The sequence below is a fragment of the Corynebacterium flavescens genome, from assembly GCF_008693105.1.
GTDB classification, from domain to species: domain Bacteria; phylum Actinomycetota; class Actinomycetes; order Mycobacteriales; family Mycobacteriaceae; genus Corynebacterium; species Corynebacterium flavescens.
The window spans coordinates 62,858-88,293 of sequence record NZ_VXKK01000042.1 but is presented as its reverse complement, the minus strand read 5'-3'; the positions used below and the strand labels follow the sequence as shown (position 1 = coordinate 88,293).

Sequence of the window (25,436 nt, the reverse complement as noted above, 5' to 3'; positions counted from 1 at the left end):
CTGCACACCAGGTAGGCTGGCCTGCATGGTAAAACGCAGCCAGAACCGCAAAACCCTCGCCTCCCTGGCTGCGGAACTCGGGGTATCACGCACCACCGTCTCCAACGCCTATAACCACCCGGACCAGCTCGCCCCCGCCACCCGCCGCCGCATCCTGGCCGCGGCGTCGGCACACGGCTACTCCGGCCCGGATCCCACCGCGCGCAACCTGCGCACGCGGCGCGCGGGTTCCGTGGGCGTCCTGCTCACCGAGCACCTCTCCTATGCCTTCGAGGACATGGCCTCCGTGGACTTCCTCGCCGGAATGGCGGAGGCCTCCGCCGGCGCGCGCACCACCCTCACGCTCATCCCCGCCGGCCCCGATACCGCCGGCGATAGCAACGAGCCCATGCGCCTTATCGGCGGCGCCGCCGTGGATGGATTCGTGGTCTATTCCGTGGCGGCCGGGGACGCCTACCTGGAGGCGGTCACCCGGCGCGGCCTCCCGGTCGTCATCTGCGATCAGCCTACCGACGCCGGGCTGCCCTTCGTCGGCATCGATGATTATGCGGCGATAGCCCCCGCCGCCCAGGCCCTCGTCGACGCGGGGCATCGCCGCATCGCCATTCTCACCATTCGCCTCCAGCACGCACGCACCGATGGCTTCGTTCCCTATTCTCAGCTGGCGCATGCAGACATGCACGTCCAGCGCGCCCGCGTACTTGGTGCCCTGGAGGTTTTCTCACGCGCCGGGATTGACCCGGAATCTGTCCCCGTCATGGCCAGGCACATCAACGAGCCGGCCAACGCGCGTGCGGCTGCGAGCCTGCTTATTGATGCCCACCCGGACATCACCGCCGTCTTGTGCACCACGGATTCTATGGCCTTGGGCGTTATCGCCGAGGCCGCCGAGCGCGGCCTGCGCGTCCCGGAGGATCTCTCCGTCACCGGCTTCGACGGCATCGCCCCCGCTCTCAATATCGGTCTGAGCACCGTTATTCAACCCAACAAGGCCAAGGGCGCGGCGGCAGGGCACCTGCTTGCCCAGCTTATCGACGACGCCTTGGACGACACTCCCCAGCACAGCACCAACCACGGCGCCGTGCTCTCGAGCACACGCCGGCTTTTGCCCACGCGCTTTTCACCTGGCGCGAGTGTTAGCGCTCCGCGCGCGCAGTAGCGCGGGCATGAGCCAAGGCCACGAGGAACTGTGTAGCTGCGGCGGTATCGGCCAAACGCAGGCGGGCGGCAGTCTCGCCCTCGCCGATCTTCACCCCGAGATCTGGCGGCTGCACGAGGACGCGGAACCCGGACTCGTCCGTGACATCATCGCCCAAGAAGACCACCGCGGTAGCATCCACGCGCTCGCGCAGGAGTTCAATCCAGGAACCCTTGCTCGCCGTGGTGGCGGAAAACTCGATGACGGACTTGCCTGCGGTGCGCGGAAATCCAGCTGGGTCCAACTGCAGGCCGGCCTGGTAGGCCGCCTTGGCCGCGTCCGGGTCCTTCAGTTCTAGTTTGCGCAAGTGCAAGACGCGCTGGAAGGGCTTAATCTCAATCTCCGCGCCGGGGAAGCGCTCCATCAGCTTCCGGATCTCCGCCTCCTTGGCATCGAGGTGCGCCTGCATCTGCGGGCTAAGGGCGGTGGACTGCCAGGAGGATTCCGCGCCGTGCGAGCCGCCGAATACTACCGGCTCCTGCACGGGGCAGACCCTGCGTAGGCCTTCGAGGTGGCGGCCGGAGAGCACGGCCGCGGTGGTATCTGCCGTAGTGGAAAGCGCAGTGAGCGCCTCGAGGGCGCGGGGATCGGCCTCAGCCTCGTAGATGGAGGCGGCAAAGGGAGCGAGGGTGCCGTCGAAGTCCGTGACCACCGCCAAGTGCGGGGTATCCGCCAGCGCCGCGATGTGTTCTACAGCGGCTTTATCTAGGCCTTCAACTAGGCCCATATCCAAGTCTCTATCCATATGCCCTGAGCTTACGCGGTGCGGCAGCGCTACAGCGAGACCATGCGCAGAGCAGGGGAATCGATGGCGTCGGTGCGCAGGGTGAGCACGAGCTGATTATTCGGATTCATGCGGATGGAAAATTCGTGGCCGGTGGCCATGAGGTTGCGCATGTGTCCATCGGTCCAGCCGGCCGCACCCTCGCAGTCCTCCTTAGGGGTGTCGTAGACAATCTCATCGAGGCGCAGCGTGTCGGCCTCGCGGATATTGGTGCGCTCCTCGCCGCCGTGATAGGACACGTGCCCGCGGAACTGCGCGCAACCACTGCTGCCCACCAGGGAAGACTCCCCGAAGCTTATCTGCGGGACATCCACGAGTGACTCCGGCACGGTGGAGGCGGCATCCGGGGCAGTGTAGATGGACACGACCTGCCAGTCCTTGCCCACAATGCGGTCATCCCCGGGGGCTTGCGGGGCCTCCGGCGCGTTGGAGCCGCACGCAGCGCAGCCGAGCATTGCACCCGCCGCCACGCTGAGAAGAAGCTTCCTCACTTGCGCTTAGCCTCCTTCAGCGAGTCGAGGAAAGCCCGCGACCACAGCTTGACGTCATGCGTCATCACCTGCTCGTGCATGATCCGCATGCGCTCGGCCATGACCTCCGGCTGATCCTCCAAGCCCTTGATGGCGGTGAGCAATGACCTCTTGACTGATTCGATGTCGAAAGGATTGCACAGATTGGCTTCCGGCAGCTCATCGGCCGCACCTGCGAACTCGGAGAGGACAAGCGCGCCCTTGGCATCATCGTGGCAGGCCGCGTACTCCTTGGCCACGAGGTTCATGCCATCTTTGAAAGGAGTGACGAGCATGATGTCAGCCAAGCGGTAGAGCAACCGCAGGACTTTCTTATCTATAGAACGATGCTGGTAATGCACCACTGGCTTGCCCAGCTGCGAGAAGCTCCCATTGATGCGCCCCACGGCCTCTTCTACTTGCGATCGCGTCTTCTTATAATGCTCGATGCGCTCGCGCGAGGGCGTGGCAATCTGCACCAACGTGACCTCGGCTGGGTCAAGCGCCCCAGTCTCCAGCAGCTCCTCGAAAGCTAGCAGGCGCTGCAGGATGCCCTTGGTATAGTCCAGGCGGTCCACGCCGAGGATGACGTGCTTGGGAGTGCCCAGATCGGCGCGCAGCTTGTCGACGCCAGCTAGGGCCGCATCATCAAAATCAGTGAACTCATCGACTTCGATGGAGATGGGGAAGGCCCCTACTCCCACCGAGCGCCCGTCTGGGGTCTCGATATGCGCGGTGATCTTGCGGGTCGAGACCTCTCCGCTCACGGGAAGCTCGAGGCGCCGGGCTAAGTCGAGGAAGTTGCGGGCATTGGACTCGAGATGGAAACCAATGACATCTGCCCCGAGCAGCCCGCGGACCAGCTCGTCACGCCACGGCAGCTGGCTATAAAGATCGGCCGAGGGGAAAGGAATATGCAAGAAGAAACCGATGGTGAGATCGGGGCGTTTCTGGCGCAAGATGCCAGGAAGAAGCTGCAGCTGATAGTCCTGCACCCAGACGGTGGCGCCCTCGGCTGCGACTTCTGCTACCTCATCTGCAAAGCGGAGGTTGACCTCGCGATAGGCGTACCACCAGTCCAGATTGTAAACGGGCGGGACGATGAGATCGTGGTAGAGCGGCCACAGGGTGGCATTGGAAAAGCCCTCGTAGAAGCCCTCATAATCCGCCTGATTGAGACGGACTGGGTGCAATAGGATGCCATCATCGGTATAAAAGGGATCCGGCGCGGCATCGGGTACGCCCGGCCAGCCCACCCAACAGCCTTGCTGAGTGCGCAAAACCGGGGAAAGTGCCGCGACAAGTCCGCCGGGGGAGGCACTCCACGTGCGGGTTCCGTCTGGCGCGGTGTTGAGGTCAACCGGCAGACGGTTGGCCACTACTACAAAGTCGTTGTCGCGGCCGCTCATGGTTTATGCCTTCTTCGTGGTCTTTTTAGCCGTGGATTTAGTCGCCTTCTTGGCGGTCTTCTTCGTGGCCTTCTTGGCCGTAGACTTGCTGGCCTTCTTAGCCGTTTTCTTGGTGGCCTTCTTCGTTGCCTTCTTGGCAGCGGACTTGGTGGCCTTTTTAGCGGGTGCGGCATCGGCCTGCTCTGCCAAGACCTTTTTGTGTACCAAGCCCTCTGGGGAAACCCCCAGCATCGACATCAGCGTCACGCCATCAAGGAAATCGCGGGCGTAGGTTGCAACAATGCGACGGGCAGCGAGTGCGGTCTCTTCCTCGACAGCATGCGTTTGGTCAGCATTAGGCTGAGTGTCGGTGACCTTTGGTGGCACGAAGTCCTCCTGCACAAATAGAAATGAAGTTGAAGATAGCTTTCAGACAGGCCATTCTACGCTAAGGGCTACTACTTTGGCTCTTTGGGCGCGGAAGGCGGTGGCGTGGCCGTGGCCGCCGAGGATTCAGCAGACTTCGAAGGCTTCTTCGGCCCCAGCTTGGGAGGCAAGACTGGGCGGTTCACGCGCGGGGCAAAGGGCGAGAGCGGGACGCGCGGAATCCGCGGTGCCCGCTGCGTCAGGCGCGCGGCACGGCGGAAGGAGTAGCGGCCGAGCCTCTTGAAGGCGCTATAAGGCCGGAAGTACTTGGGCCGGCGCAGCCTGCGCGCCACGCGCTCGCCTAGAACCACCCCGGCGGCGAGTGCGCCGGTAATGGCCAGAGCCTTGGCGAGGTTACTAAAGCCGGTGATCATCTGCTCATTGAGAGTGGCATACATGCCGCGGTACAGGCTGAGCCCGGGAAGCATGGGTGTATAACCCACGATCATGGTGATGAGCGGCGGCATCATGTAGCGCCGGGAGAGCAAGCCGCCAGCTAGGCCCACGGCCACCGCGGCAATGCCGCAGGCAATAACAGAGGTCACGCCGAAGGGGATGACCACGAAGTAGTAGAAAACCATGCCGGCTGCTGCGGTCGCCCCGGAGACGAGCACCTCGATTCTGGAAGCGCCGCAGGCCAGCGCGAATGCGGCTGAACCGATGCTGCCGCAGGCGATGAGCAGGGGCACATGGTGGTAGACCGGCGGTGCGATGGTGGCAAGCGGTGGCAGGCTAAAGCCCAACCAACTAGAGAACTGGATACCCACGCCGACTCCACCGATGATCGCGCCGGTGGACATGATGGCCTCGAAGAAGCGCGCAGCGGAGGTAACCGGGGCGCGGGTAATACCGTCGACGAGGCATTGCACCAACGTCAGACCTGCCACGAGCACGATGATCCCGGAGCTGATGATCTGGGAAGGCGAGAAGTTGATGCCATAGCCTGCGGCCACGTTGTACAAGATCGCCGCTGGCACAACGGCGATGAACCCGCCGGTCACGTTTTGATAGAAGGGCGGCAGCCGGTAGTTGGCCAGCCACATGTTGATGCCCATGATGAGTACGGAGACGAGGAAAGAGATAACTCCCACGAGGGCATCGCCGCCGAGCATGACAGCGAAGGTCCCGCCCATTACGCCCCAGCCTAGAAGCACCTGCCACCGCGGATAGGGCGGGCCCATAGCGTTGATTTCATCGAGGCGCTTTTCCGCCTGGGCTGGGGGAGTGGTGCCCTGGTGAATGGAACGGATGAGCCGGTCCACTGCGGATAGGCGCGAGAAGTCCACTGTAAGAGAAGGGGCGACGCGGAAGACGTGGAGGTTGCGGCGCGACTCACCCGTGCCGATAGCGGTGTGGATGGTAATCGTATTCATCACGATATCGACGTGGCAATAATGCAGACCATAAGAAGAGGCCACAAGGTGAATCTGCGCCCGCGCATCCGAGTTGGCTGTGCCGGCGCAGATGAGGATCTCACCGATTCGGGCCGCGATCTCCATGACGCCGGTGACCTGTGCGGCATCGGTGAGGTCGACGGGTGCCAGCGGGGAGGGCGGCGGGGCGGCTTTGGCGGCGTCGATGGTGGCGAAGTTGCCGGAGGAAGCCCGGAAGCGATCCCGCATCGAGGAAAAAAGTGACACGCAAGAACCCTTTTAACGTACGTGGAAACTGGTCAATGGCGATATGCCTGAACTCTATCCCCCAGCCGGAAAAAGTGCACCGGTGGGGCCTACTTTTTTAAACAGACCAGGCCTCAGGTAGCATTCCTACTTGCAGCCTGGTGCTGCACTGCTGGAGTGGCGCAATTGGTAGCGCAACGCACTTGTAATGCGTAGGTTGCGAGTTCAAGTCTCGTCTCCAGCTCAAGAAATATCCCCTAACCAGCGTCATCCGCACGCTTACGGTAGTAGCGCGCAGTGATAGGCGTAGACGAAGGCCCCAACTGGCGGGCTGCTTGCGCTCTCTGTGGCGGTCATTCCGCAGGTGTGTATTAAGGACGGAAAGAGCCGGCTTGGCCGGCTGGGTGTGTTTTTGGGGTGCGGGAAGTCGCCGCCTGGCTTGTTGACCTAACGGCTAGTATGCGGGGGCTGCCAGATTATCTTTCCGCCTTGGCGGGTAAGGCGCCCGCGGCGTGGTGGCGCATTCGGATCATCGTCGTTGATGCCGTTGTGGTAGTTGCATAAGGTCACTAGGTTGGCAACGTTAGTCTCCCCGCCGTGCTTCCACGGCGTGAGATGGTGAAACTGCCCTCTTTCTGCCGGGATGGTACAGCCCGGCCACGCACACGTGGGGTGCTCTGCTGCGAGCATTGTGCGCTGTTTTGATGATGCGAAGCGCTCAAAGCGGTACAAGTCTACCGGCCCGTGTGTGCGGCTGATGATCGTGATAAGCCCTTCGTTGGCGCAGGCGCGTTCCACAAGCTGTGCACCGGTGATAACAACCCCACTAGTGGTGCGTATCATCACGTCACCACCCTCGCGGCGTACAAGCTTCCCGTAGTCCTCCAACTGGAGGACTGCCATAGTCGTCACCCGAGTACGCGCAGCCGGGGCCCCGTCTGCCTTGCCGAGCATGCGGGCGATAAAACTCTCACCCGGATGCTGCTGGTCGATGGTCCGGAAAGCATCTGCCATATCCAAACCATTGCCGGTCACTGTCAAGGTAGCCAGCCCATTAGGGTGCTGGCGCAACAGTGCGCGCTCGCAATACTTGCGGGGAACACGCATCTCACGCAGCCGGCGCCTGGCTACCGCATCAACCTGCTCGCTGGGCGTGGCGCATAGCTCTACGCGTAGGTTCCATGCGGCTCGTTGTTCTTTGACGCGGCGGGTAAAAGACTCAATCAAGCGCAGGGTGCTTAAACAATGCCCATTGCGCCGAGCAGCATCAAGGGCTAAGCGCTGCTTGCCCGTATAGGGAGTGGAGCCGAAGTAGATGGTGTGCAGGCTTATAAGCTCGGCGGCATCCTGTGTGCTAGCCCCCATCTTCTCAAGGTCTGGGGCAGATAGCCCTGAGCACTCGGCTACGAGGTCAACACCTCGGCTAAGTTGTGCGAAATACTCCTGCAAGCCCATGAGCGTCACGCTAAGCCACCGCCAAGCGGTGCGACAATCCCCAACCCGCACCAAACAAGGAAACTGTGGACAACCCACCAAGCCCGGGGCGGTTATCCACAGCCAGGCCGCCTAACCAGAACTTGGCAGTGCGGTAGCAAAGCCATCCGACCTATCCTGAATGGTTTTGGAGACGGGGAAAGAGCCATTCCCAGCGCAAGGAGAGCGAGCTTCCTGTGAGCGACCAACGCTGAACTGAGAAGGTTGTGGGGGGAAAGCGACAGTGGAAATCACCCCGCGGATTCGGTGAATAACTTAATTACGGTCCGCCTTTCATAAGGCTGTCCCTTGATTGAGGGGGGCTTCCTTCTTGTCATTTCTGAGTACCCTGGGACCCATGATTAAGACGGTGAAGGTGCACGATCTCATCCAGGGTGAAGATACTGTGGCGGGCGAAGCGGTGCTGGTGGACCGCTTGTGGCCGCGGGGCGTCGCCAAGCAGAAACTGACCTTCGATGGATGGTACAAGGACGTGGCCCCCAGCCCGGAGCTGCGCAAGTGGTTCGGGCATGAGGAGGAGCGTTTCCCGGAGTTTAGCCGCCGCTATAAGGCGGAGCTTGATGCCAATGACAGTGCGGAGCTCAAGGAGCTTATCAAGCAGGCGCATGAGGATCTCACGCTGTTATTCGCGGCCAAGGACCGCCAGATAAACCACGCGGTGGTGCTCAAGGAGTGGCTCGAAGAGCAGGTCTCCCAATAAGGGGGTAAGCCGGCGCGGAGTGCTCGGGGGAGCGCAAACGGATTTGTACTGCTCCCGCGGTTGCGCATTGTGGGGGTGTGGGCACGTGCAGTGAATTATGACACTGTACGTGCTTTTTTGTGTTCTTCGCCGTTGCTGCAAACGATTGCGAAGCTAGAATCAGGGGTGGACCAAAACCAAACACAAAGCCGCAATCATGTGTGTTGAGTTATGTCGACCCCCATGATTTAGGTACCTAGGAGGGAAAAACATGGCTGGCAAGACAGCAGCGCAAGCGCTCACCAAAGAGCAGCTATTGCACGCGTACCGCAAGATGGTGGAGATCCGCGAGTTCGAGGATCGGGTACACATTGAGAACCAAGCTGGTGACATTCCCGGCTTCATCCACCTCTATGCAGGACAGGAAGCCGTGGCGGTTGGTGTCTGCGAGAATCTGCGCGATACCGACTACATCGGCTCCACCCACCGCGGCCACGGCCACTCCATTGCCAAGGGCTGCGATCTCAAGGGCATGATGGCGGAGATCTTCGGACGCGCCACCGGCCTCAACCACGGCAAGGGCGGCTCGATGCACATTGCAGACCTCTCCGTGGGAATGCTAGGCGCCAACGGCATCGTCGGCGGTGCTGGCCCGCTGGCAGTCGGCGCGGCCTTCACCGGTAAGTACAAGGGTCAGGGAAACATCGGCGTGGCCTTCAGCGGTGACGGCGGTTCCAACCAGGGAACCATCTTCGAGGCGATGAACATGGCCGTGGTGCTCAAGCTTCCGGCGCTCTTCGTCTTTGAAAACAACGGCTTCGGTGAGGCCACCGGTGCGGACTTTGCAGTCGGCAGCGGCGACATCGCTGGCCGTGCCGCAGCATTCGGCATGCCCGCCATCAAGGTTGATGGCACTGACTTCTTCGCGGTCTACGAGGCCGCCCAAGAGGCCGTCGAGCGCGGCCGTCGCGGCGAGGGCCCCACAGCCATCGAGGCCAAGGCCTACCGCTGGTTCGGCCACTTCGAGGGTGACCCGGGACTCTACCGCACCCCGGAGCAGCTCAAGGCAGTGCGCGAAGAAAACGATCCGCTGCTTATTTTCCGCCAGAAAGTGGGGCGCAAGGTCTCTGCCAAGGAGCTCGACGCCATCGAGGCGGAAGTGAAACAACAGGTGGAAGACGCCGTCGAGTTTGCCAAGAACTCACCCTGGCCCAAGCCTGAAGAACTAACCACCGACGTCTACGCGAGCTACTAAAAGAAAGGGCTTGAGCAATGAGCAAGAAAAGTTACCGGGAAGCCATCCGTGAGGCCATGGCCGATGCACTCCGCGAGGATGAGAACGTATTCCTCGTCGGTGAGGATCTGCGTGGCGGCAAGGGCGGCACCAACCCCGATCCTGATGTCGAGGCTTTCGGTGGCGTCTTTAACGTCACCAAGGGCCTGTGGGGAGAGTTCGGTGACGACCGCGTTGTCGATACCCCCATCAGCGAGTCCGCCATCCTCGGCCTGGCTGCCGGCGCGGCTGTTACTGGCCTGCGCCCGGTCGCCGAATTGATGTTCATGGACTTCTTCGGCGTGTGCTACGACGAGGTTTATAACCAGGCGGCGAAGTTCCGCTACATGTTCGGCGGCGGTGCCCGCACCCCGCTGACCGTGCGTGGCATCATCGGTGCCGGCGTCGGCGCGGCCGGCCAGCACTCGAATTCGCCTTATAACATCTTCACCTCCACCGCGGGCGTGAAGGTGGTCGTGCCCTCGAATCCTTATGATGCCAAGGGCCTGCTCCTGCAGTCCATCCGTGACGATGATCCGGTTATGTTCTGTGAGCACAAGGCGCTGTATGACGTCAAGGGTGAGGTCCCCGACGAGCCGTATACCATTCCGCTGGGAGTGGCCAACTACACCCGCGAGGGCACCGACGTCACCATCGTGGCGCTCTCCAAGCTGGTCAATACCGCCAACGAGGTGGCTGACAAGCTGGCCGCCGAGGGCATCTCGGTCGAGGTCGTCGACCCGCGCACCACCTCCCCGCTGGATGAGGATTCCATCGTGGAGTCGGCGCAATCCACCGGCCGCGTCGTCGTGGTCGATGAGTCTTCGGCACGCTGTGGTTTCGGCCAGGACGTGGCCGCGCTGGTCTCCATCAAGGCCTTCAACAGCCTCAAGGCTCCGGTTGAGCTGATCACGCCTCCGCTTACCCCCGTACCTTTCTCCCCCGCGCTGGAAAAGCTTTGGGTGCCTTCGGCAGAACGCATCGAGGCCTCCGTGCGCAAACTCTTGGAGGCATAAAATGGCCACGAACAGCCAGATTCAATCACTCGACATCCCCAACTGGGGGATGACCATGGAAACCGGCGTCGTCGGCGAATGGCTCATCGGCATCGGGGATTCTTTCAAGCAGGGAGATCCTCTCGTCACGGTCGAATCGACGAAGATCGCCAACGATCTAGAGGCGCCTTTCGACGGCACTTTGCGGCGCATCGTCGCCGACGTGGGCCAGGAGCTTCCCGTGGGCGACATCATCGGCGTCAGCGCCGATCCTGATGTGAGCGAGGAAGACATTGACGCCTTCGTCGCCAAGCGCCAAGCAGAGGATGCCGCGAAGAGCGGCGGGGGCCAAGAACCCCAGCCCGCCGCCGCGGCGCCTGCACCGGCCAAGAAAGAAGCGGCGCCGAGCCCGCAGCCGAGCCAACCTGCCCCCGTAGCCGCAGTAGCCACCGCAGCAAGCCGTAGCGCCAAGCCGCAGTCCTACTCCATCCCGGCCGCGCTGAGCGGATCCACCCCCGAGGACTTCGAGGGTGCCACCTCGCACGCCCTGCGCCTAGCGCTCAAGGAGAACATCGACCTCTCCGGCATCGACGGCACCGGGCGTCTGGGACGCGTGACCGTGGAAGATATTGACTCCGCGGTGCGCGCAGCAGGCGGAACCGTACCCGAGCCCGTCACCAGGCGCGGCGAGGTGCATCTCAAGTCCACTGGGGACGATAGCACCGTGCTGGCCACCCCGGTCGCGCGTCGCGTCGCCGCCGAGCTGGGTGTCAACCTGCTCGACGCCCGCCCCACCGGCCGCCATGGCCGCGTGACCAAGGAGGACGTCGAGGACACCGCTCGCCGCTTCAAGCTCGAGGCGGAAGCGCAGGCGCTGGGCACTAGCGTGTCCGCGCTGGAGGAGCCGGATTTCGAGTCCGTGCCGCTGTCCTCTGTCCGCAAGGTCATAGGCCAGCGCCTGCAGGCCTCCAAGCTCAACTCGCCGCACTTCAGGGTGACCTCCGAGGTCAACCTGGATGCCGTGCTGGAAATGCGTTCTTCTCTCAACGAGAAGGTTCCGGGCGTGCACTTGTCCATCAATGACATGCTCATCAAGGCCGTCTCCGCCGCGCTTATCGAGGTCCCGGGTGTCAACGTCCAATTCGACGAGGCAAACCAGACCATTCTGGAGTTCAGCCACGCGGACATCTCCGTCGCGGTCGATTCCCCCGCCGGCCTCATCACGCCGATTGTGCGTGGGGCCGACAAGAAGTCGCTGCGCGAAATCTCCGCGGAGGTCAAGGAACTGGCCACCAAGGCCAAGGCCAATACCTTGGTCCCCGATGAGTTCCAGGGCGGTACGTTTACCATCTCCAACCTGGGCATGTTCGGGGTGAGCTCCTTCGACGCGATCATCAACCCGCCGCAGGCAGCCATCCTGGCCGTCGGCGCCGCACAGAAGCGCCTTGGCCTAGGCGCTGGGGGAGAGATCGTGGAGAACAGCATCCTTGCGCTGACCCTGTCCAGCGACCACCGCGTGGTGGATGGCGCGCTCGCCGCGCGCTTCATGGCGGCACTCAAGCGTTTCCTTGAGTCGCCCGAATTGCTACTGGTCTGATAAGGAGTAGTCATGAATAGGCACTATGACGTTCTCATCATCGGTGCAGGTCCCGGTGGCTACACCGCCGGCATTCGCGCCGGGCAGCTGGGCTTGAAAACCGCAGTGGTGGAAAAGGCCGAGCTCGGTGGCGTGTGCCTGAACTGGGGTTGTATCCCCACCAAGGCGCTGCTCCACGGCGCGGAGACCGCGCACACCATCGCGAGCTCGTCTTCGCTGGGCTTTAGCACCGGCGAGGTCAGCCTCGACATTGGAAAACTCGTCGGCTTCAGCCGCTCAGTAGCTGGCCGCCTCTCGCAGGGCGTCGCGGGGTTGCTCAAGAAGAATCACGTGGATCACCTCGTGGGCACCGCTACCCTCACGGCTAAGGGCAAGGTTACCGTGGATGGCGAGACAATCGATGCCGACCACATCATCGTGGCCACCGGCGCGCGCCCTCGGGCCCTGCCCGGAATCGTTCCCGATGGGGATCGCATCTGGACTAGTACCCAGGCTCTTATCCCCGACGAGGTTCCCGGGCACCTGCTCATCGTGGGCTCAGGCGCCATCGGCTCCGAGTTCGCGAGCATGTACCGCGACTTCGGAGCCGAGGTCACCCTGGTGGAGTTGGCTGAGCACAACCTGCCCGTTGAGGATCCGGATATCTCTGGGGTTGTCCGCAAGGCTTTCACCAAGCGCGGGATCGCCGTTCATACCGGCTCCCACTTGGAGGATGTTGTCAGCGATGGCACGGGTGTTTCCGCCACGCTTGTCGAAGGCGACGGTACCCGCACCGAACTCCGCGCCGACCGGCTGCTTCTGGCCGCGGGCGTGGTACCCAACGTCGAAGACCTCGGCTTGGAGGCACTCGGCGTGGCACGCACTGAGCGTGGTGGCTTCATCGCCGTCGACGAGTGGGGAAAGACCAACGTCGCCGGCATCTATGCCATCGGCGATGTGTCTGGACCACCCTGCCTGGCGCATAAGGCGGCGCACGAAGCAGTGGCCACCGTTGAGCACCTGGCCGGCGTGGCTGGTGCTGAAGCAGTGGACCGCAACTGGATCCCCGGCGCCACCTATACCCGCCCGGAGGTAGCCAGCCTTGGTTATACCGAGGCTGCCGCCCGCGAGCTGGCCAAGAAGTCTGGTCACAGCATTTCTGTTGGGCGTATGTCCTTCGCCGCCAACGGCCGCGCCATCGGCATGGAGGCAGCCGAGGGAATGGTTAAGGCCGTCTTCGACGACACCACCGGCGAGCTCCTCGGCGCACACCTGGTAGGCCCCGGAGTCACCGAACTCCTGCCCAGCTTCGGCGTGCTCCGTGAGCTCGAAGGCACCGCCGAGGATATCGGGCACGTAGTATTCGCGCACCCGACGTTGTCCGAGGCGATCCAGGAGGCCGCCCTCGATGCGTTGGGTAAGCCTTTGAATCAGTAATAAGACAACTCGGGCGGGGATTCTTAGGCTGAGGAAACCGAAACACAGGCAGCGCGTGATGCGAGGCCTGTGCTTTTCGTTATTCAGTTGCCTTCATCGAATGCTGCTCGACAACTAGACAGTTCACGGTCTAAGAATTCTTCTCCCCTGGGGTAAAGACAAAGGAATAATATTGCATTTAGCTGTGAAAATGGTTATCTTTCTCTGAATTCCCTGAATACTACTGATCGAGAAAGCTGCTGAGGGTTCTGGATGAGCAAACATGAGGCCCGGTTACCAGCGGCAGAGTCTGGCAGTGGCGCACTAATGCATAAGCGTTACTGGGCTGCAGGCGTGGTAGTTCTTCTCACGCTTGTTTTGGTCGGAGCTTTGGTGGTTGTTCCCCGGTCGCTGGAGTCTGCCAGTGACCCCGGCGTTGTTGATAGTGATGGAGACGGCATCGCTGATGAAACGGAGGTCGCCGGATGGATTGGAGCGCGCGGGGAGCGCTTCATCACAGATGCTAGTAACAGCGATACTGATGGTGACGGTCTTAGTGATGGCGAAGAGGCAGGCGAGCGCTTGCCTGATCAAGGAACGAGCGTGGTCTATTCCGGCGTGGCTGACCCGCTTAAAGCTGACTCAGACGGAGATGGCCTCAACGACTTCCTGGAGCTTCGTGGGTGGTCGGATGAGCAAGGCCGGCGCTACAACAGTAGTCCGCTGAAAGTCGATACTGACGAGGACGGACTCGATGATTCTATCGAAATCGGGAGAACCGTGTCCGGAGGGATCTACGCTGTTGTATCGAATCCGCAGGAGCGGGATTCAGATGATGATGGGCTCGATGATCGTGTAGAAGTCAATGGCTGGAAGTCGGTCCGAGCGGGCAAGCTCTTTTATACCGACCCACTCTTGTCAGACACTGATGGGGACTTGCTTTTCGACGGCGAAGAGGCCGCAAGTTCCTTAGAGGATTCGGATGCCCAGCCAAATGCGAAGCCCGCATACTATGGCTTTTCCGATCCCACCGTGGTGGATTCGGACGGTGACGGTTTAACTGACTTGGATGAGTTCAATTCAGGCGCCAAACCTTATGAGGTTGATACCGATGGTGATGGTCTTGAGGATGGACGCGAGGTCACCGTCATTGGAACTAGCCCTTTCCTCGTTGATACAGATGCGGATGGCAGGGATGACAAGTTCGAGGAGGAGAACCGAGAATCCGAGGGCCTCGATCCACTGTTTTTCGAGCACAGTCTTGATGCTGGGGAGTATGTAAAAAGTTTTTGGTCGGGAGCGGATGGCAAAGATGGTGGCGAAGAAGTTACTTCAACGATGGGCCAACTTTCCTCCCTTGTGTTAAGCAATGGGTCACTAATTTTCAAAGCTCGTGAGATTATTGAAGGCATCATAGATCTAGTTCTGCGGAGGAGCGGAAGGAATTTACTGAGTGTATTTTTCCCGCTGACCCCTGTGGGAATTGCTAAGAAAATAATTAAAGCAGGCTTTAATCTCAAGGAGTATCTGGAGAAACTAGAGGCATTTATTAAGCAGCATCCAGAGCTCCGCGCAGTTGCTGGCAGATTCGTTTCGACGTCTGGGATGATACCGGAAGACTCTAGAATTGCTGTCTCGGGCAAAGTGTGGAAGAGCTGGGATGACTACCTTAAAGAGGGTGCTTCCGGAGAAGGAATGCTTCATCTACAAAGTAGTGGCCGCATTGACCTTGATGCTCTGGGAGTTGCGATGGAGCAAGAGGCGCACCACAGCGGAGAGGCTTCCGCGTTTCTCGCCGACCGTGAAAGCGCTAAAAAGCGGCTTATTGGGGACGTGATAGAAAGCCGCGAGAAGTCCTGGTGGAGGTCAGTAAAGAAGTTCTTCGGTGCCATATCCGGGACAACGTGGGGGCAGTTGTCGGGAGAGGACTTAGACAAGGCTAGAGCAAAAATTGAGGCCGGGGTCCGAGTTTCCTCTGCTGCCTGTGGCGAGGAGTGCGCAAACAGCCGGCGCGCTGCGGATGTTCTTGCTGACGGCGTGTTATACGAAGCAAATGTGGGCTATGTTGGCCTGAATGATGCGGTGAAGGCCCGCATCGATACCGATGCGGCGCTGATAGCGGCAGGGGGCATCGAGGGATCCCACTGGCATTTTTACCCGAGCGTGCACTCGGGGCAGCTTGGTGGCTCCCCTGAGATGTTTGATTATCTCACCGAACACGGAATCAGGTACACCATTCACGTGCCGGTGGAATAGTGGCGATTGATAGGGGTAAACCCCCGTCGAGCCGGTCTCTCGGTGCGACGGGGGTTAGGGAGGGAGATAGAGAAAGAGCTAGATCCTAGAAAGAACCGTCGATGTCGGAGACAACGACGACCTTCTGGTTGACAAACTCGAGGATGCCGAGGTCGATGAGCTCGTGGCCAAAGCCGGAGTTCTTGACGCCGCCGAAGGGGACGTCGGCCTTGACACCGGTGGGCTGGTTGATAAACACCATGCCGGTGTCGATGCGGCGGGCCACTGCTTGGGCGCGGGCGATGTCCTTGGAGAATACAGAGCCGCCGAGGCCGTAAGGGGTGTCGTTAGCAATGATGATTGCGTCCTCAACGCCGTGGGCACGGTAGATCTGTGTGACGGGGCCGAAGAACTCGGTGTGAGCGGTTTCAGAACCGGCGGCGATGTCACTGATGAGCGTGGGGCGGAAGAATGCACCCTGCTCAGGGACGGGGGCGCCGATTTCCTCAACGGTGGCGCCGTCGGCGCGTGCCTTCTCAACCTGGGCGGCGAGATCATCGGCGGCCTGCTGCGAGGACAGCGGGGCAAGGGTGGTGGAGGCGTCGAAAGGATCGCCAGCCTTGAATGCTGCTACGTGGCCGCGGTAGGCCTCGAGGAACTCGTCGTAGACGGAGTCATCAACAATGAGGCGCTTGGAGGAAACGCAAACCTGGCCGGCGTTCCAGTGACGGCCGAAGGCGGCCCACTTGGCGGCCTTTGCCACATCGGCGTCGTCAAGCACGACGAAGGCATCAGCACCGCCGAGCTCCAGGGTGGACTTCTTGAGGTTCTTGGCGGCGGTGGAGGAGATGGCAGCGCCGGCGCCCTCAGAGCCGGTGAGGGCAACGCCGCGTACGCGCGGGTCAGCCAGGATGGTCTCGGAGGCGTCGTGGGAGGCGAAGACGTTGTTGAGTAGGCCCTCAGGTGCGCCGGCGCGCTTGTACATTTCCGCCATGGCCAGGGCGGACTGCGGGACGTTGGAGGCATGCTTGAGCACGATGGTGTTGCCCGCCATCAGCTGCGGGGCGGAGATGCGCACGACCTGGTAGAAGGGGAAGTTCCAGGGTTCAACGGCGTAGAGAACGCCGAGGGGATCATTGACCAAGGCGACATCGGTATCGCCGAAGCCCTCAGCGGGAAGGTAGCGCGGTGCCAGGTGGGAGGCGCCGAACTTGGCGTAGTACTCCAGGATCTTAGCGGAGAGCTCGACCTCAGCCTCGGCCTCGCCGATGAGCTTGCCCATCTCGAGAGTGAGGATGGAGGCGTACTCGTGGGAGTTCGCGCGCAGCTCATCAGCGGCGCGCTGGAGCAGGGCCGCGCGCTCGGTGAGCGGAGTCTCGCGCCACGAAAGGAAGGCCTCGTGGGCGCCGGCGATGGCGGCCTCGATCTGCTCGGTCGTGGCCGTTTCAAACTCCTTGACAACCTCGCCGGTGTAGGGGTTGGTAGTGCGATAAGCCATGAAATACTCTCCTCGAATTTCGAAATACTAATGTTGCTAAATTCTTATAGTACGCCCATTTTATTTTGGGCAATAAGGGTGAGGTACCACTACTGGGGGTAGCGGATATCGATAAGGCTAAGCACCTGCTCAAGGCTGTTAAGTAGGGCTCCATACAAAGGCCAAGGCGCAGAAGAAAAATCCTCACGTGAGGAGGATTCGTGGCGCAGATTCGCCAACTGTCGGCGCAGATCCGCGCTGCCAAAGGCGCGGGAATCGGGAGCCTCCAAAGCTTGGCCGGCCCGCCGGGCGATCTCCAGCCAGCTTGCGAGGAAGAGATGCTCGCTCTCGGTGCTGGTGTCGGTTCTGTTGCGTGGCGTGTCTTGAGGGGAGAATTCGGCAAGGGCGCTAATGAGTATCTGAAGGTGCGAGAGCCCAGTGAAAGTGCGGCGTAGTGCTTCCTCCCATTCCTCCTCAGATACCTCGCCTATGGTTAGGCGCCGCGGGTTGATGCGCCGCGACTCCCGGGCGAAGTTCACCTGGGACCAGGCATGGGTGAGCTTATTGCTGAGCTCAGTCGTCGTGCGCAGCCAGTCTTGGATATCTTCGGCGCTCCAGCGCGCCGGCTGGCTCTCGCCGATGCCACGCAGGATCTCCCCGAAGTGTTGCAGGGTGGCGCCGGTCAGCCAGGTGGCCTGCTGATCGCGGAAAGGTGGGAAGATAAGAAGGTTGACCGCGCACCCCACGGCCACACCGACGACAATCTCCAGCACTCGGTCGGCCAATTGTGAGCTGTCATCACTAAAGCCGTCGCTGAGCAGGAAGATTGCCATCGTGGCTACGGTAATTCCTTCCTCCCGGATCCAGCGCAGACGTGCGAGGAGCAGTCCGATCAGGAGCGCCAAGGCGTAGGTCCACACCGCAGTATCAAAGACTGCCGCCACGGAATAGGTCACTGCTATCCCTAAGATTGTGGCGATGAGGGTTTGCGCTGCGCGGGTCAGCGTGCGGTAGGTGGTGGGATGAATGGACAGCAACGCGGTCCACGGAGCCAGGAAGGGGAAGTCAGTGTGCAAGTAGGTGGTAGACAACCACCACGCCAACGTGGCTGCAAATACCGATTTTATAATCTGTACCAGTAGGATTCGAAACTCGTGGCGGGCAAAGCGGGAGACATACTTTTCCAGTGTGGCAGATCGAAAAAGCGGAGGTGAGTCTCGACCCCGCAGGGTTCAGACTCACCTCCGCCCGTGCCCCGGCCGCGGGAGATATTCTCAGAACTTCTTCACGTTGCCTAAGGCTCTCAACCTTGTGGCTTTGGGTTCACAGGCTCACTGGGATCCCTGGGCTCGAAGGCTTAGTTGTAGAGCATGCCGCCATCAACCAAGATGACCTGGCCGGTGACGTAGTTGGAGTTCTCGGAGGCGAGGAATGAGACCACGCCGGCTACATCCTCGGGCTCAGAGGTGCGGCCCAAAGCGATGCCGCCGACCTGCTCATCGAAGTTCTCGCCCTTAGGCTTGCCGTTGATCTTGCTGAGCTCTTCATCGATAAGATCCCACATGCCGGTGCCCACAATGCCGGGAGCATAAGCGTTGACGGTGTGGCCCTTGGGCGCGAGCTCCTGGGCGGCAACCTGGGTGAGGCCGCGGACGGCGAACTTGCTGGTGGAGTAGGCGCCCAGGATGGGGAAGCCCTTAATGGCCGCGATGGAGGCGGCGTTGACAATCTTGCCCTTAACCTCGAGCTCGTCAAACTTGCGCACGGCGGCTTGGATGCCGAATACGACGGAGTTGACGTTGATGGCGAAGATCTTGTTGAGGTCTTCCTCGGTCACGTCAAGCAGGGGCTTAATCTGCGCGATGCCTGCGTTATTGACCAGTACGTCGAAGCTGCCGAGCTTGTCTGCGGCCTCGTCTACAGCGGCGTCGAAGTTCTCCTTCTTGGAGACATCGAGGGCGATGAAGATTGCCTTCTGGCCAGCTGCTTCAACGGCCTTGATGGTCTCGGCGGCGGTCTCCTCCTGGAAGCCAAGGTCGGCGATGGCGATGTCGAAACCGTCATTGGCCAGCTTGGTGGCGATTCCGCGGCCGATTCCCTGTGCTGCACCTGTGACTAGAGCTACCTTTGACACTGTATTCCTCTTTCTTTGATGATCATTGAGTGGTCTATGGACTTTTTACGCTTCCATAGTAGAGCCTTGCTCTAATTAGGAGTCCTTTCCTTTGGCCCCGGTTTAGGGTAGTGCGGGCTGCAGGCGGACATTGGGGCTCTCCCGCGTGGACGAAGATGAGGAGTGCTTGGCCGCGCTACTCCGTGCACTTCATTGAGTTTTCTGGGCGGCGGGACTGTGGTGTTGGGGCTAGTTGAGCCAGGGCGTGGGGTGGGTTTCACACAGGGTTTATGGTGACGAAACTCATTCGTGCTCGGGGTGGCGGTTTTCGCGCCCGCAGGCGGCTGGTGCGCTATCGGCGCTTTCTGCGCGCCTCCACGGAATCGCGGTGTGTGAGTGTCTTTTCTGCTGAGCGGGGATGCTGTACGCTTAGTTAAAGTCAATCTGACACTAACTAAAAGTGCAGGATAAAGGCCGAGTGCCTCTCGTGGCATACGGGAAGCGCCGGTAGTAAAGGAATGAAAGCCGTGGATTATTCCGCCTTCAGCGCCACCGAGCGCCGCACCCTGCCTCCACTGGTAGCGGTTTCGGCGGTGGCTTTTGCGCTACGTCCGCCCGCCGAGGCCCGGGTGGCGGAGCTGTCAGTTGGGCAGGGTGAGACCGGTGAATCTGGTGAGTCTGGGACCACGTTGTGGCTGCCACTGGTACGCCGCCTGCGCCCGCCCTTTTCCGGGGTATGGGCCCTGCCGGGTGGGCCACTGCGCTTCGACGAGACCTTAAGTGGCGCCGCCGAGCGGACCCTGCTTTCCACGGTGGGACGCGGACCCGCCTACCTGGAGCAGCTCTACTCCTTCGGTGGGGTGGAGCGTTCCGGGAATGCGCAGCGCCTAGTTACCATCGCCTACTGGGCCCAGTACGGGCGGCACGAACTGGCCCAACCGGCGGTCGGGCCGGTGGATAATGTCGAGTGGTTTTCCGCCGATAACCTGCCAGAGCTGGCCTTTGATCACGCCGACATTGTGGACTATGCCCTCTGGCGCCTGCGCATGAAGACCGGCTACGCCACTGTGGCACATCGCTTCCTAGGCCCAGTCTTTACCCTGGCCCAGCTGCGCGGTGTCCATGAGGCGATCCTTGGCCACCGAGTCGATCCGGCCAACTTCCGCAGACAGACCCTGGCGCAGGGCTACTTAGTGGACACGGGGCAAACCGAGACGGGGGCGAAGCACCGCCCGGCCACCTTGTATCGGTTGCGGGAATAGTAGCTAAGACCGCTGCACGGTTATCGCCGCTACATAGTAATCAGCGCCAAAGAGAACGCAGAGATTTAAGGGCTTTGAAGGTTTAGAAGATACGGAGTATCCACCATGTACAGTGTCGCCGAATTGATAGCAATCACCGCCGCCGAGGAGGGCAGCTGCGATAGCAAGTTGGAGCGCCAGCCGTGGTCCGTCGATAGTGATCCGGGCGCGGGTTACGGGCCGGGGGCCTCGGCCCAGGATCCGGTGCCCTTAGCCATCCCGCGGCAACAGCCACTGCCCGCAGCCTATACGGAGGCGAGCGAGGAGGAGCTGCGGGCGCGGATCATGGCCGCGAAGAAGGCCTTGGGGAATCGCGTGCGAATCCTTGGACACTTCTATCAGCGCGACGAGGTCATTATTCATGCCGATGATGTGGGAGACTCCTTCATGTTGGCTCAGGCAGCCCGACGTTATCCGCAGGCCGAGGCCTTCGTATTCTGCGGAGTGCACTTCATGGCGGAGACGGCAGATATACTCTCCCGCCCTGAGCAAGCGGTCATCCTGCCCAACTTGGCCGCGGGCTGTTCCATGGCCGATATGGCCACCCTTGCCCAGGTGGAGCAGTGCTTTACTGAGCTGAGTGAGATCCTTGAGGAGCCGCCTATTCCGGTGACCTATATGAATTCCGCGGCCGATATCAAGGCCTTCTGTGGTCGCAATGGAGGGATAGTGTGTACCTCTTCTAATGCGGCGACGGTGCTGGAATGGGCCTTTGCCCGGGGTCGCCGCGTGGCATTCTTTCCCGATCAGCACCTCGGGCGTAACACAGCGCACGATATGGGGATCGGTGAGGAGCAGATGCCGCTGTGGCGCCCCGGGAAGAAGCTGGGAGGAAATACCCCTGAGCAGCTGCAAGATTCCCGGGTGATCCTGTGGAACGGTTTTTGCTCTGTGCATCGACGCTTTAGCGTGGCCCAGATCGAGCGCGCCCGCCGGGAGTTTCCGGGAGTGCGGGTGATAGTCCATCCAGAGTGCCCGGCTCCGGTGGTGCGCGCCGCCGATGGCGCCGGTTCCACCGATTACATTCGCAAGCAGGTGGCGGCCTCCACGCCAGGGGACACCATCGCCATCGGCACTGAGATCAACCTGGTCAACCGGCTGCAGGCCCAGTACCCGGATCGCACCATCTTCTGCCTTGACCCGGTGGTCTGCCCCTGTTCCACGATGTATCGCATCCACCCCGCTTATCTGGCATGGACGCTGGAGTCCCTGCTGGAGGGCCGGACTCCGAACCGGGTGACCGTGAAGGAATCCGTGGCCGCCGCTGCCAGAGTTGCTCTCGAGCGGATGCTGGAGGCCCGGCCATGAATGCAGTTATCATCGGCTCCGGCGTGGCCGGATTAAGCTGCGCGCTTGCCGCACTTGATGGGGCTAGTGCTGATGGGCTTACACTTATCACCCCGGTCTTTTCGGGTGAGGCAACACGCGGCAGTTCGCCGCTAGCCCAAGGCGGTATCGCCTGCGCGCTGGCCGCCACGGATAGTCCCGCGGCGCATTTGCACGATACGCTGGCCGCTGGTCACAGCCTCGTTGACGTGGAGGCCGCCACGCAGCTGACCTTCGATGGGGTGGGCGTAGTTACCCGGTTGGTGAAGCAGGGGCTCGCCGTCGACCGCGATGCTGCGGGCGCGCTCACACTCGGCCTCGAGGCCGCCCACGGCTGCCACCGTATCGTGCACTGCGGCGGGGATCGCAGCGGGGCAGTGCTTCATGCCCACCTGGTTGAGCGCGCCACGAGGATGATTGCCGCCGGACGCCTGGAGCTGCGTGAGGGGCACGAGGCCCGCCGCCTCATCCTGCGCGATGGTGTCATCGCCGGGGTGCAGCTTGATGATGGCACGATCCTTGCCGCGGATGCGGTCATCATCGCTACCGGAGGCTATGGGGCCCTATATCCGCGCAGCTCCAACCACCCGGCCACCCGGGGCAGTGGCATAGCGCTGGCTGCGCGCGCCGGGGCGCTGATAGCCGATATGGAGTTCGTGCAATTTCACCCCACTGTTCTTGATCCGGCGCCTGCGGGTCTTGATCCGGCGCGGGCGGGTCTTGATCCTGCCCAGACCGGGGAGCGCGGTTTCCTGATCTCCGAGGCGGTGCGTGGGGCAGGTGCGGTGCTGCGTGATGCCGGGGGCAGACGCTTCATGCCTCGCTTTGATGAGCGCGCCGAGCTGGCCCCGCGTGACGTTGTCTCGCGCGCCATCGACCAAGTCCTCCGCGAGGGCGGGCGAACGCACGTATTCCTTGACGCCACGGGGATAGAGTCCCTGGCTACCCGCTTCCCGCAGATTACTGCCGCTACCAAGGAGCGCGGCCTGGACTGGCAGCGCGAGCCCATCGCGGTGGCCCCGGCCGCGCATTACTCGATGGGTGGCATCGCGACAGACCTAGACGGGCGCACCAGCATCCCGGGGCTTTTTGCCGTGGGCGAGGCAGCATCCACCGGAGTACATGGCGCCAACCGCCTAGCCTCCAACTCGCTGCTGGAGGGCTTGGTCTTTGGCGCCCGAGCCGCAGCGGCCTTGGGCCGGCCCTGGGTTCACCGCGGCCAAGGGTTCCAAAAGCTAGAAATCCTCGAAGCGCTCACTATCCCCGAGGCGGATTCTGAAAGCGCTTCTTCTCACTCTGGTTCCCCTGGTACCGCTGTTTCTGGGGATGTAAATGGAGTGGGCGGCGCAGCCCTGGAGTCCGTGCGTGCGGCGGTGGGCACGCACCTGGGCATAACGCGTGAGGCTTCCGGAATCGCCATGGCCCACAACGTTGCTGCTTCTGTTGTCACTACTGTTGCTCCATCTGCCGCGTTATCTGCTGTCACTTCTCCGCTGGCCGCTGGCAGCGATGCGGGCATCATTGCCATGCTCATCGCCGCGGGCGCGGAGGCCCGCACGGAATCACGCGGGGCTCATCAGCGCCTCGACTACCCGCTTAACGATCCCGCGCTCGCGCGCCGGACCGCTTTTTCCATCAAGGAGATCAACACATGCTCACCCCAGCCCTCATCCGCACCACCGTCGCCCGCGCCTTGGAGGAAGACGCGCCCTGGGGCGATATCAGCGCAGAGCTAGTGGTGGATTCGCGTGCGCAGCTGCGCACCGAGATGCGCGCTCGCGAGGGGGGCGTCTTCGCCGGCGGGCAGGTGCTGCGTGAGGCCTTCACCCAAGTGGATCCGCGCATTAGCGTCACGGAGCTGGCGGCAGATGGGAAGGCCTTTTCCGCCGGCGCAGTCCTAGCAAGGGTGGCGGGCCCGGCTCGGGGAATACTCACCGCCGAGCGCACTGCTTTGAACTTCAGCCAGCGCATGAGTGGTATTGCCACCGAAACCGCGCATTATGTGCAGGCGGTGGCAGCCATAGGTTCTGCCGCTCGCATCGCCGATACTCGGAAGACGGCGCCGGGGCTGCGCGCCTTCGACAAGCATGCGGTGGCCTGCGGGGGTGGTAGCAACCATCGCTTTGGGCTCTCAGATGCGATCATGATCAAAGACAATCACCTGGCCGCCCTTGAAGGTGATACCACTGCGGCGCTGCGGCGCGTGCGCGCGCGTGCGGGGCACACCACCGCCTTTATAGTCGAGGTCGATAGTTTGGAACAGGTTCCAGACGTCGTGGCGGGTGGGCCCACCGGCATCCTTCTCGATAACTTCACCCTGGAGGATTTGCGCGCGGCCGTCGAACTCATCGCTGGGCGCTGCGTGGTCGAAGCTAGCGGTGGGGTCAGCCTTTCCACCGTCGGGGAGATCGCGGCCACCGGCGTGGATATTATCTCCGTCGGGGCGCTCACCCATTCCGTGCGGGCACTGGATCTCGGGTTGGATGCGCGATGATTTCGCGTTATCTCGATGCGGCGGCCAGCGCTCCTCTGCGGCCGGAGGCGCGCGCGACGATGCTGGAGGTCTATGATGCCTTCCCCGGCAACCCCGCCAGCGTTCACTCCTATGGGCAGCGTGCCCACGCGGTGGTGGAAAACGCTCGCACGCAGGTGGCGCAGGCCTGTGGGGTGGATACCTCCGAGGTGATTTTCACCTCCGGGGGAACCGAGGCTAATAACCTGGCGGTGGCGGGGATTGCGCTGGCGAACCCGCGCGGGCGCCGGTTGGTCACCACCCGAATTGAGCATCCCTCCATCCTGGAAACCTGCCGCTACCTAGAAAAGATGCACGGCTTTAAGGTGGACTACTGGGACGTCGATGCGGCGGGGCGAGTGTGTTCGCAGCCGCTGGCCCCGGATACGGCGCTGGTGGCCATGGCCCTGGCCAACTCCGAGGTGGGCACCGTCCAAAAGCTGCCGCAGGTTGCCGGGGTGCCGCTTTTGGTTGACGCCGTACAAGCTGCCCCGGCCCTTCCCGTGAGCCTGGCCGCCGGTGCCTGGCCGGGGCCGGGGGCTGGGATTGCGGCGATGGCCTTGGCCTCCCATAAGTTTGGCGGCCCGCAGGGCGTGGGGGCGCTGATTGTGCGCCGCGGAGTAGCGGTGTCGCCACAGATGCATGGAGGGGGTCAGGAGCAGGGGCTGCGATCCGGCACGCTCAATGTTGCCGGCATCGCTGGCTTCGGGGCCGCCGTCGCGGCGCTGCAGAAGGAAGGAATCGGCACCCGAGCTCAGGCCTTAGTGCACTCGCGGGAAAGGCTCATCGCCGGGATTGTGGAACAGGTTCCGCGCGCGCAGCTGACCGGACACCGCAGTGAGCGTTTGCCCGGGCACGCCTCCTTTGTCTTTCCCGGCATCAGTGGTGAGGCCATTCTTGTTGCTTTGGACGTGGCTGGCTTTGCCGTGTCCTCCGGTTCGGCCTGCGCGGCCGGATCCACAGAGCCCTCGCCGGTGCTGCTGGCCTGCGGTTTCGATGCCGATACCGCGAGAAGTGCCGTTCGCTTCACTCTGCCGGAACCGCTCCCTCCCGCCGAAGTGGATCGGATCGTGGAGATCGTTGCCCGTGAATGTGTTGCCGGGGGTCCGTGCTAA

21 protein-coding genes and 1 tRNA gene are annotated in these 25,436 nt (G+C 62.0%); 13 read left to right on the top strand and 9 right to left on the bottom strand.

The genetic code is table 11. The features are described 5' to 3' along the window. The first annotated feature begins 25 nt into the window (after positions 1-25). Complete coding sequence (locus F4V60_RS10605) at positions 26-1,159, top strand: LacI family DNA-binding transcriptional regulator (protein ID WP_075730549.1); 1,134 nt, start codon at positions 26-28, stop codon at positions 1,157-1,159. Here F4V60_RS10605 and otsB read toward each other — a convergent pair. The 5 genes from otsB to thrE all read right to left on the bottom strand — a co-directional run bounded on the left by otsB (position 1,137) and on the right by thrE (position 5,945). After that, positions 1,137-1,925, bottom strand: a complete 789-nt coding sequence (otsB, locus tag F4V60_RS10600; RefSeq protein WP_075730548.1) for a trehalose-phosphatase — start codon at positions 1,923-1,925, stop codon at positions 1,137-1,139. The two genes, F4V60_RS10605 and otsB, sit on opposite strands and share 23 nt — an antisense overlap. 47 nt (positions 1,926-1,972) lie before the next feature. Continuing rightward, positions 1,973-2,473, bottom strand: a complete 501-nt coding sequence (locus F4V60_RS10595) for an META domain-containing protein (RefSeq protein ID WP_232315925.1) — start codon at positions 2,471-2,473, stop codon at positions 1,973-1,975. Beyond that, positions 2,470-3,900 carry an alpha,alpha-trehalose-phosphate synthase (UDP-forming) gene (locus tag F4V60_RS10590; protein ID WP_075730547.1) on the bottom strand — a complete coding sequence of 477 codons (1,431 nt, stop codon included), beginning with the start codon at positions 3,898-3,900 and terminating at the stop codon, positions 2,470-2,472. Before F4V60_RS10590 ends, F4V60_RS10595 begins: the two co-directional genes overlap by 4 nt. Positions 3,901-3,903: 3 nt before the next feature. After that, positions 3,904-4,266: a hypothetical protein gene (locus F4V60_RS10585; protein ID WP_075730546.1), complete on the bottom strand. Its 363-nt coding sequence runs from the start codon at positions 4,264-4,266 to the stop codon at positions 3,904-3,906. Positions 4,267-4,337: 71 nt separating this feature from the next. Continuing rightward, positions 4,338-5,945 carry a threonine/serine exporter ThrE gene (gene thrE, locus F4V60_RS10580; protein ID WP_084559203.1) on the bottom strand — a complete coding sequence of 536 codons (1,608 nt, stop codon included), beginning with the start codon at positions 5,943-5,945 and terminating at the stop codon, positions 4,338-4,340. Between the two features lie 150 nt (positions 5,946-6,095). Between thrE and F4V60_RS10575 the strand changes: the two genes are divergently transcribed. Continuing rightward, a tRNA-Thr gene (locus tag F4V60_RS10575) sits at positions 6,096-6,168 on the top strand. A gap of 203 nt (positions 6,169-6,371) precedes the next feature. On the opposite strand, the gene F4V60_RS10570 is transcribed toward F4V60_RS10575, so the two are convergent. Further along, positions 6,372-7,379 carry an HNH endonuclease signature motif containing protein gene (locus F4V60_RS10570; RefSeq protein WP_075731314.1) on the bottom strand — a complete coding sequence of 336 codons (1,008 nt, stop codon included), beginning with the start codon at positions 7,377-7,379 and terminating at the stop codon, positions 6,372-6,374. Between the two features lie 376 nt (positions 7,380-7,755). Between F4V60_RS10570 and F4V60_RS10565 the strand changes: the two genes are divergently transcribed. From F4V60_RS10565 to F4V60_RS10540, 6 genes are all read left to right on the top strand, one after another. Then, a complete protein-coding gene (locus tag F4V60_RS10565) occupies positions 7,756-8,118 on the top strand; it encodes a DUF488 domain-containing protein (RefSeq protein ID WP_075730545.1) in 363 nt (120 codons plus the stop codon). 250 nt (positions 8,119-8,368) lie between these two features. Continuing rightward, complete coding sequence (locus F4V60_RS10560) at positions 8,369-9,352, top strand: thiamine pyrophosphate-dependent dehydrogenase E1 component subunit alpha (protein WP_075730544.1); 984 nt, start codon at positions 8,369-8,371, stop codon at positions 9,350-9,352. 17 nt (positions 9,353-9,369) lie between these two features. After that, the gene (locus tag F4V60_RS10555; protein ID WP_075730543.1) at positions 9,370-10,386 is read left to right on the top strand and encodes an alpha-ketoacid dehydrogenase subunit beta; all 1,017 of its coding nucleotides are present in this window, start codon (positions 9,370-9,372) and stop codon (positions 10,384-10,386) included. A 1-nt stretch (position 10,387) separates the two neighbouring features. Then, the gene (locus F4V60_RS10550) at positions 10,388-11,962 is read left to right on the top strand and encodes a dihydrolipoamide acetyltransferase family protein (protein WP_075730542.1); all 1,575 of its coding nucleotides are present in this window, start codon (positions 10,388-10,390) and stop codon (positions 11,960-11,962) included. Between the two features lie 12 nt (positions 11,963-11,974). Beyond that, positions 11,975-13,378 (top strand): dihydrolipoyl dehydrogenase, encoded by a 1,404-nt coding sequence (lpdA, locus tag F4V60_RS10545; RefSeq protein ID WP_075730541.1) that lies wholly within the window; start codon positions 11,975-11,977, stop codon positions 13,376-13,378. A 306-nt stretch (positions 13,379-13,684) separates the two neighbouring features. Next, positions 13,685-15,613 carry a hypothetical protein gene (locus F4V60_RS10540; protein WP_075730540.1) on the top strand — a complete coding sequence of 643 codons (1,929 nt, stop codon included), beginning with the start codon at positions 13,685-13,687 and terminating at the stop codon, positions 15,611-15,613. Between the two features lie 85 nt (positions 15,614-15,698). Here the strand turns inward: F4V60_RS10540 and F4V60_RS10535 are convergent, their stop codons facing one another. The 3 genes from F4V60_RS10535 to F4V60_RS10525 form a co-directional block, all read right to left on the bottom strand. After that, positions 15,699-17,090 (bottom strand): NAD-dependent succinate-semialdehyde dehydrogenase, encoded by a 1,392-nt coding sequence (locus F4V60_RS10535; protein WP_075730539.1) that lies wholly within the window; start codon positions 17,088-17,090, stop codon positions 15,699-15,701. Positions 17,091-17,179: 89 nt separating this feature from the next. Beyond that, positions 17,180-18,196, bottom strand: a complete 1,017-nt coding sequence (locus tag F4V60_RS10530) for an FUSC family protein (protein WP_255312474.1) — start codon at positions 18,194-18,196, stop codon at positions 17,180-17,182. Positions 18,197-18,426: 230 nt separating this feature from the next. Further along, a complete protein-coding gene (locus F4V60_RS10525) occupies positions 18,427-19,203 on the bottom strand; it encodes an acetoin reductase (protein WP_075730537.1) in 777 nt (258 codons plus the stop codon). Between the two features lie 497 nt (positions 19,204-19,700). Here F4V60_RS10525 and F4V60_RS10520 point away from each other — a divergent pair, with 497 nt between their 5' ends. The 5 genes from F4V60_RS10520 to F4V60_RS10500 all read left to right on the top strand — a co-directional run bounded on the left by F4V60_RS10520 (position 19,701) and on the right by F4V60_RS10500 (position 25,436). Continuing rightward, complete coding sequence (locus tag F4V60_RS10520) at positions 19,701-20,444, top strand: NUDIX hydrolase (RefSeq protein WP_075730536.1); 744 nt, start codon at positions 19,701-19,703, stop codon at positions 20,442-20,444. A 105-nt stretch (positions 20,445-20,549) separates the two neighbouring features. Next, positions 20,550-21,791 carry a quinolinate synthase NadA gene (gene nadA, locus F4V60_RS10515; RefSeq protein ID WP_075730535.1) on the top strand — a complete coding sequence of 414 codons (1,242 nt, stop codon included), beginning with the start codon at positions 20,550-20,552 and terminating at the stop codon, positions 21,789-21,791. Continuing rightward, positions 21,788-23,545, top strand: coding sequence for an L-aspartate oxidase (locus F4V60_RS10510; protein WP_075730534.1), 1,758 nt, complete (start codon positions 21,788-21,790; stop codon positions 23,543-23,545). The genes nadA and F4V60_RS10510 overlap by 4 nt, the downstream gene beginning before the upstream one ends. Then, positions 23,461-24,303, top strand: a complete 843-nt coding sequence (gene nadC, locus F4V60_RS10505; RefSeq protein WP_075730533.1) for a carboxylating nicotinate-nucleotide diphosphorylase — start codon at positions 23,461-23,463, stop codon at positions 24,301-24,303. Before F4V60_RS10510 ends, nadC begins: the two co-directional genes overlap by 85 nt. Further along, on the top strand, positions 24,300-25,436 hold the full coding sequence (locus F4V60_RS10500; protein ID WP_174775531.1) for a cysteine desulfurase family protein: 1,137 nt from the start codon (positions 24,300-24,302) through the stop codon (positions 25,434-25,436). Before nadC ends, F4V60_RS10500 begins: the two co-directional genes overlap by 4 nt.

Excerpts from the sequence above, each read along its gene's own strand:
- F4V60_RS10605 (WP_075730549.1), top strand. The coding sequence starts at position 26 with ATGGTAAAACGCAGCCAGAACCGCAAAACCCTCGCCTCCCTGGCTGCG.
- otsB (WP_075730548.1), bottom strand. The coding sequence starts at position 1,925 with ATGGGCCTAGTTGAAGGCCTAGATAAAGCCGCTGTAGAACACATCGCG.
- F4V60_RS10590 (WP_075730547.1), bottom strand. The coding sequence starts at position 3,900 with ATGAGCGGCCGCGACAACGACTTTGTAGTAGTGGCCAACCGTCTGCCG.
- F4V60_RS10570 (WP_075731314.1), bottom strand. The coding sequence starts at position 7,379 with ATGGGCTTGCAGGAGTATTTCGCACAACTTAGCCGAGGTGTTGACCTC.
- F4V60_RS10565 (WP_075730545.1), top strand. The coding sequence starts at position 7,756 with ATGATTAAGACGGTGAAGGTGCACGATCTCATCCAGGGTGAAGATACT.
- F4V60_RS10560 (WP_075730544.1), top strand. The coding sequence starts at position 8,369 with ATGGCTGGCAAGACAGCAGCGCAAGCGCTCACCAAAGAGCAGCTATTG.
- F4V60_RS10555 (WP_075730543.1), top strand. The coding sequence starts at position 9,370 with ATGAGCAAGAAAAGTTACCGGGAAGCCATCCGTGAGGCCATGGCCGAT.
- F4V60_RS10550 (WP_075730542.1), top strand. The coding sequence starts at position 10,388 with ATGGCCACGAACAGCCAGATTCAATCACTCGACATCCCCAACTGGGGG.
- lpdA (WP_075730541.1), top strand. The coding sequence starts at position 11,975 with ATGAATAGGCACTATGACGTTCTCATCATCGGTGCAGGTCCCGGTGGC.
- F4V60_RS10540 (WP_075730540.1), top strand. The coding sequence starts at position 13,685 with ATGCATAAGCGTTACTGGGCTGCAGGCGTGGTAGTTCTTCTCACGCTT.
- F4V60_RS10535 (WP_075730539.1), bottom strand. The coding sequence starts at position 17,090 with ATGGCTTATCGCACTACCAACCCCTACACCGGCGAGGTTGTCAAGGAG.
- F4V60_RS10520 (WP_075730536.1), top strand. The coding sequence starts at position 19,701 with ATGAAAGCCGTGGATTATTCCGCCTTCAGCGCCACCGAGCGCCGCACC.
- nadA (WP_075730535.1), top strand. The coding sequence starts at position 20,550 with ATGTACAGTGTCGCCGAATTGATAGCAATCACCGCCGCCGAGGAGGGC.
- F4V60_RS10510 (WP_075730534.1), top strand. The coding sequence starts at position 21,788 with ATGAATGCAGTTATCATCGGCTCCGGCGTGGCCGGATTAAGCTGCGCG.
- nadC (WP_075730533.1), top strand. The coding sequence starts at position 23,461 with ATGCTCACCCCAGCCCTCATCCGCACCACCGTCGCCCGCGCCTTGGAG.
- F4V60_RS10500 (WP_174775531.1), top strand. The coding sequence starts at position 24,300 with ATGATTTCGCGTTATCTCGATGCGGCGGCCAGCGCTCCTCTGCGGCCG.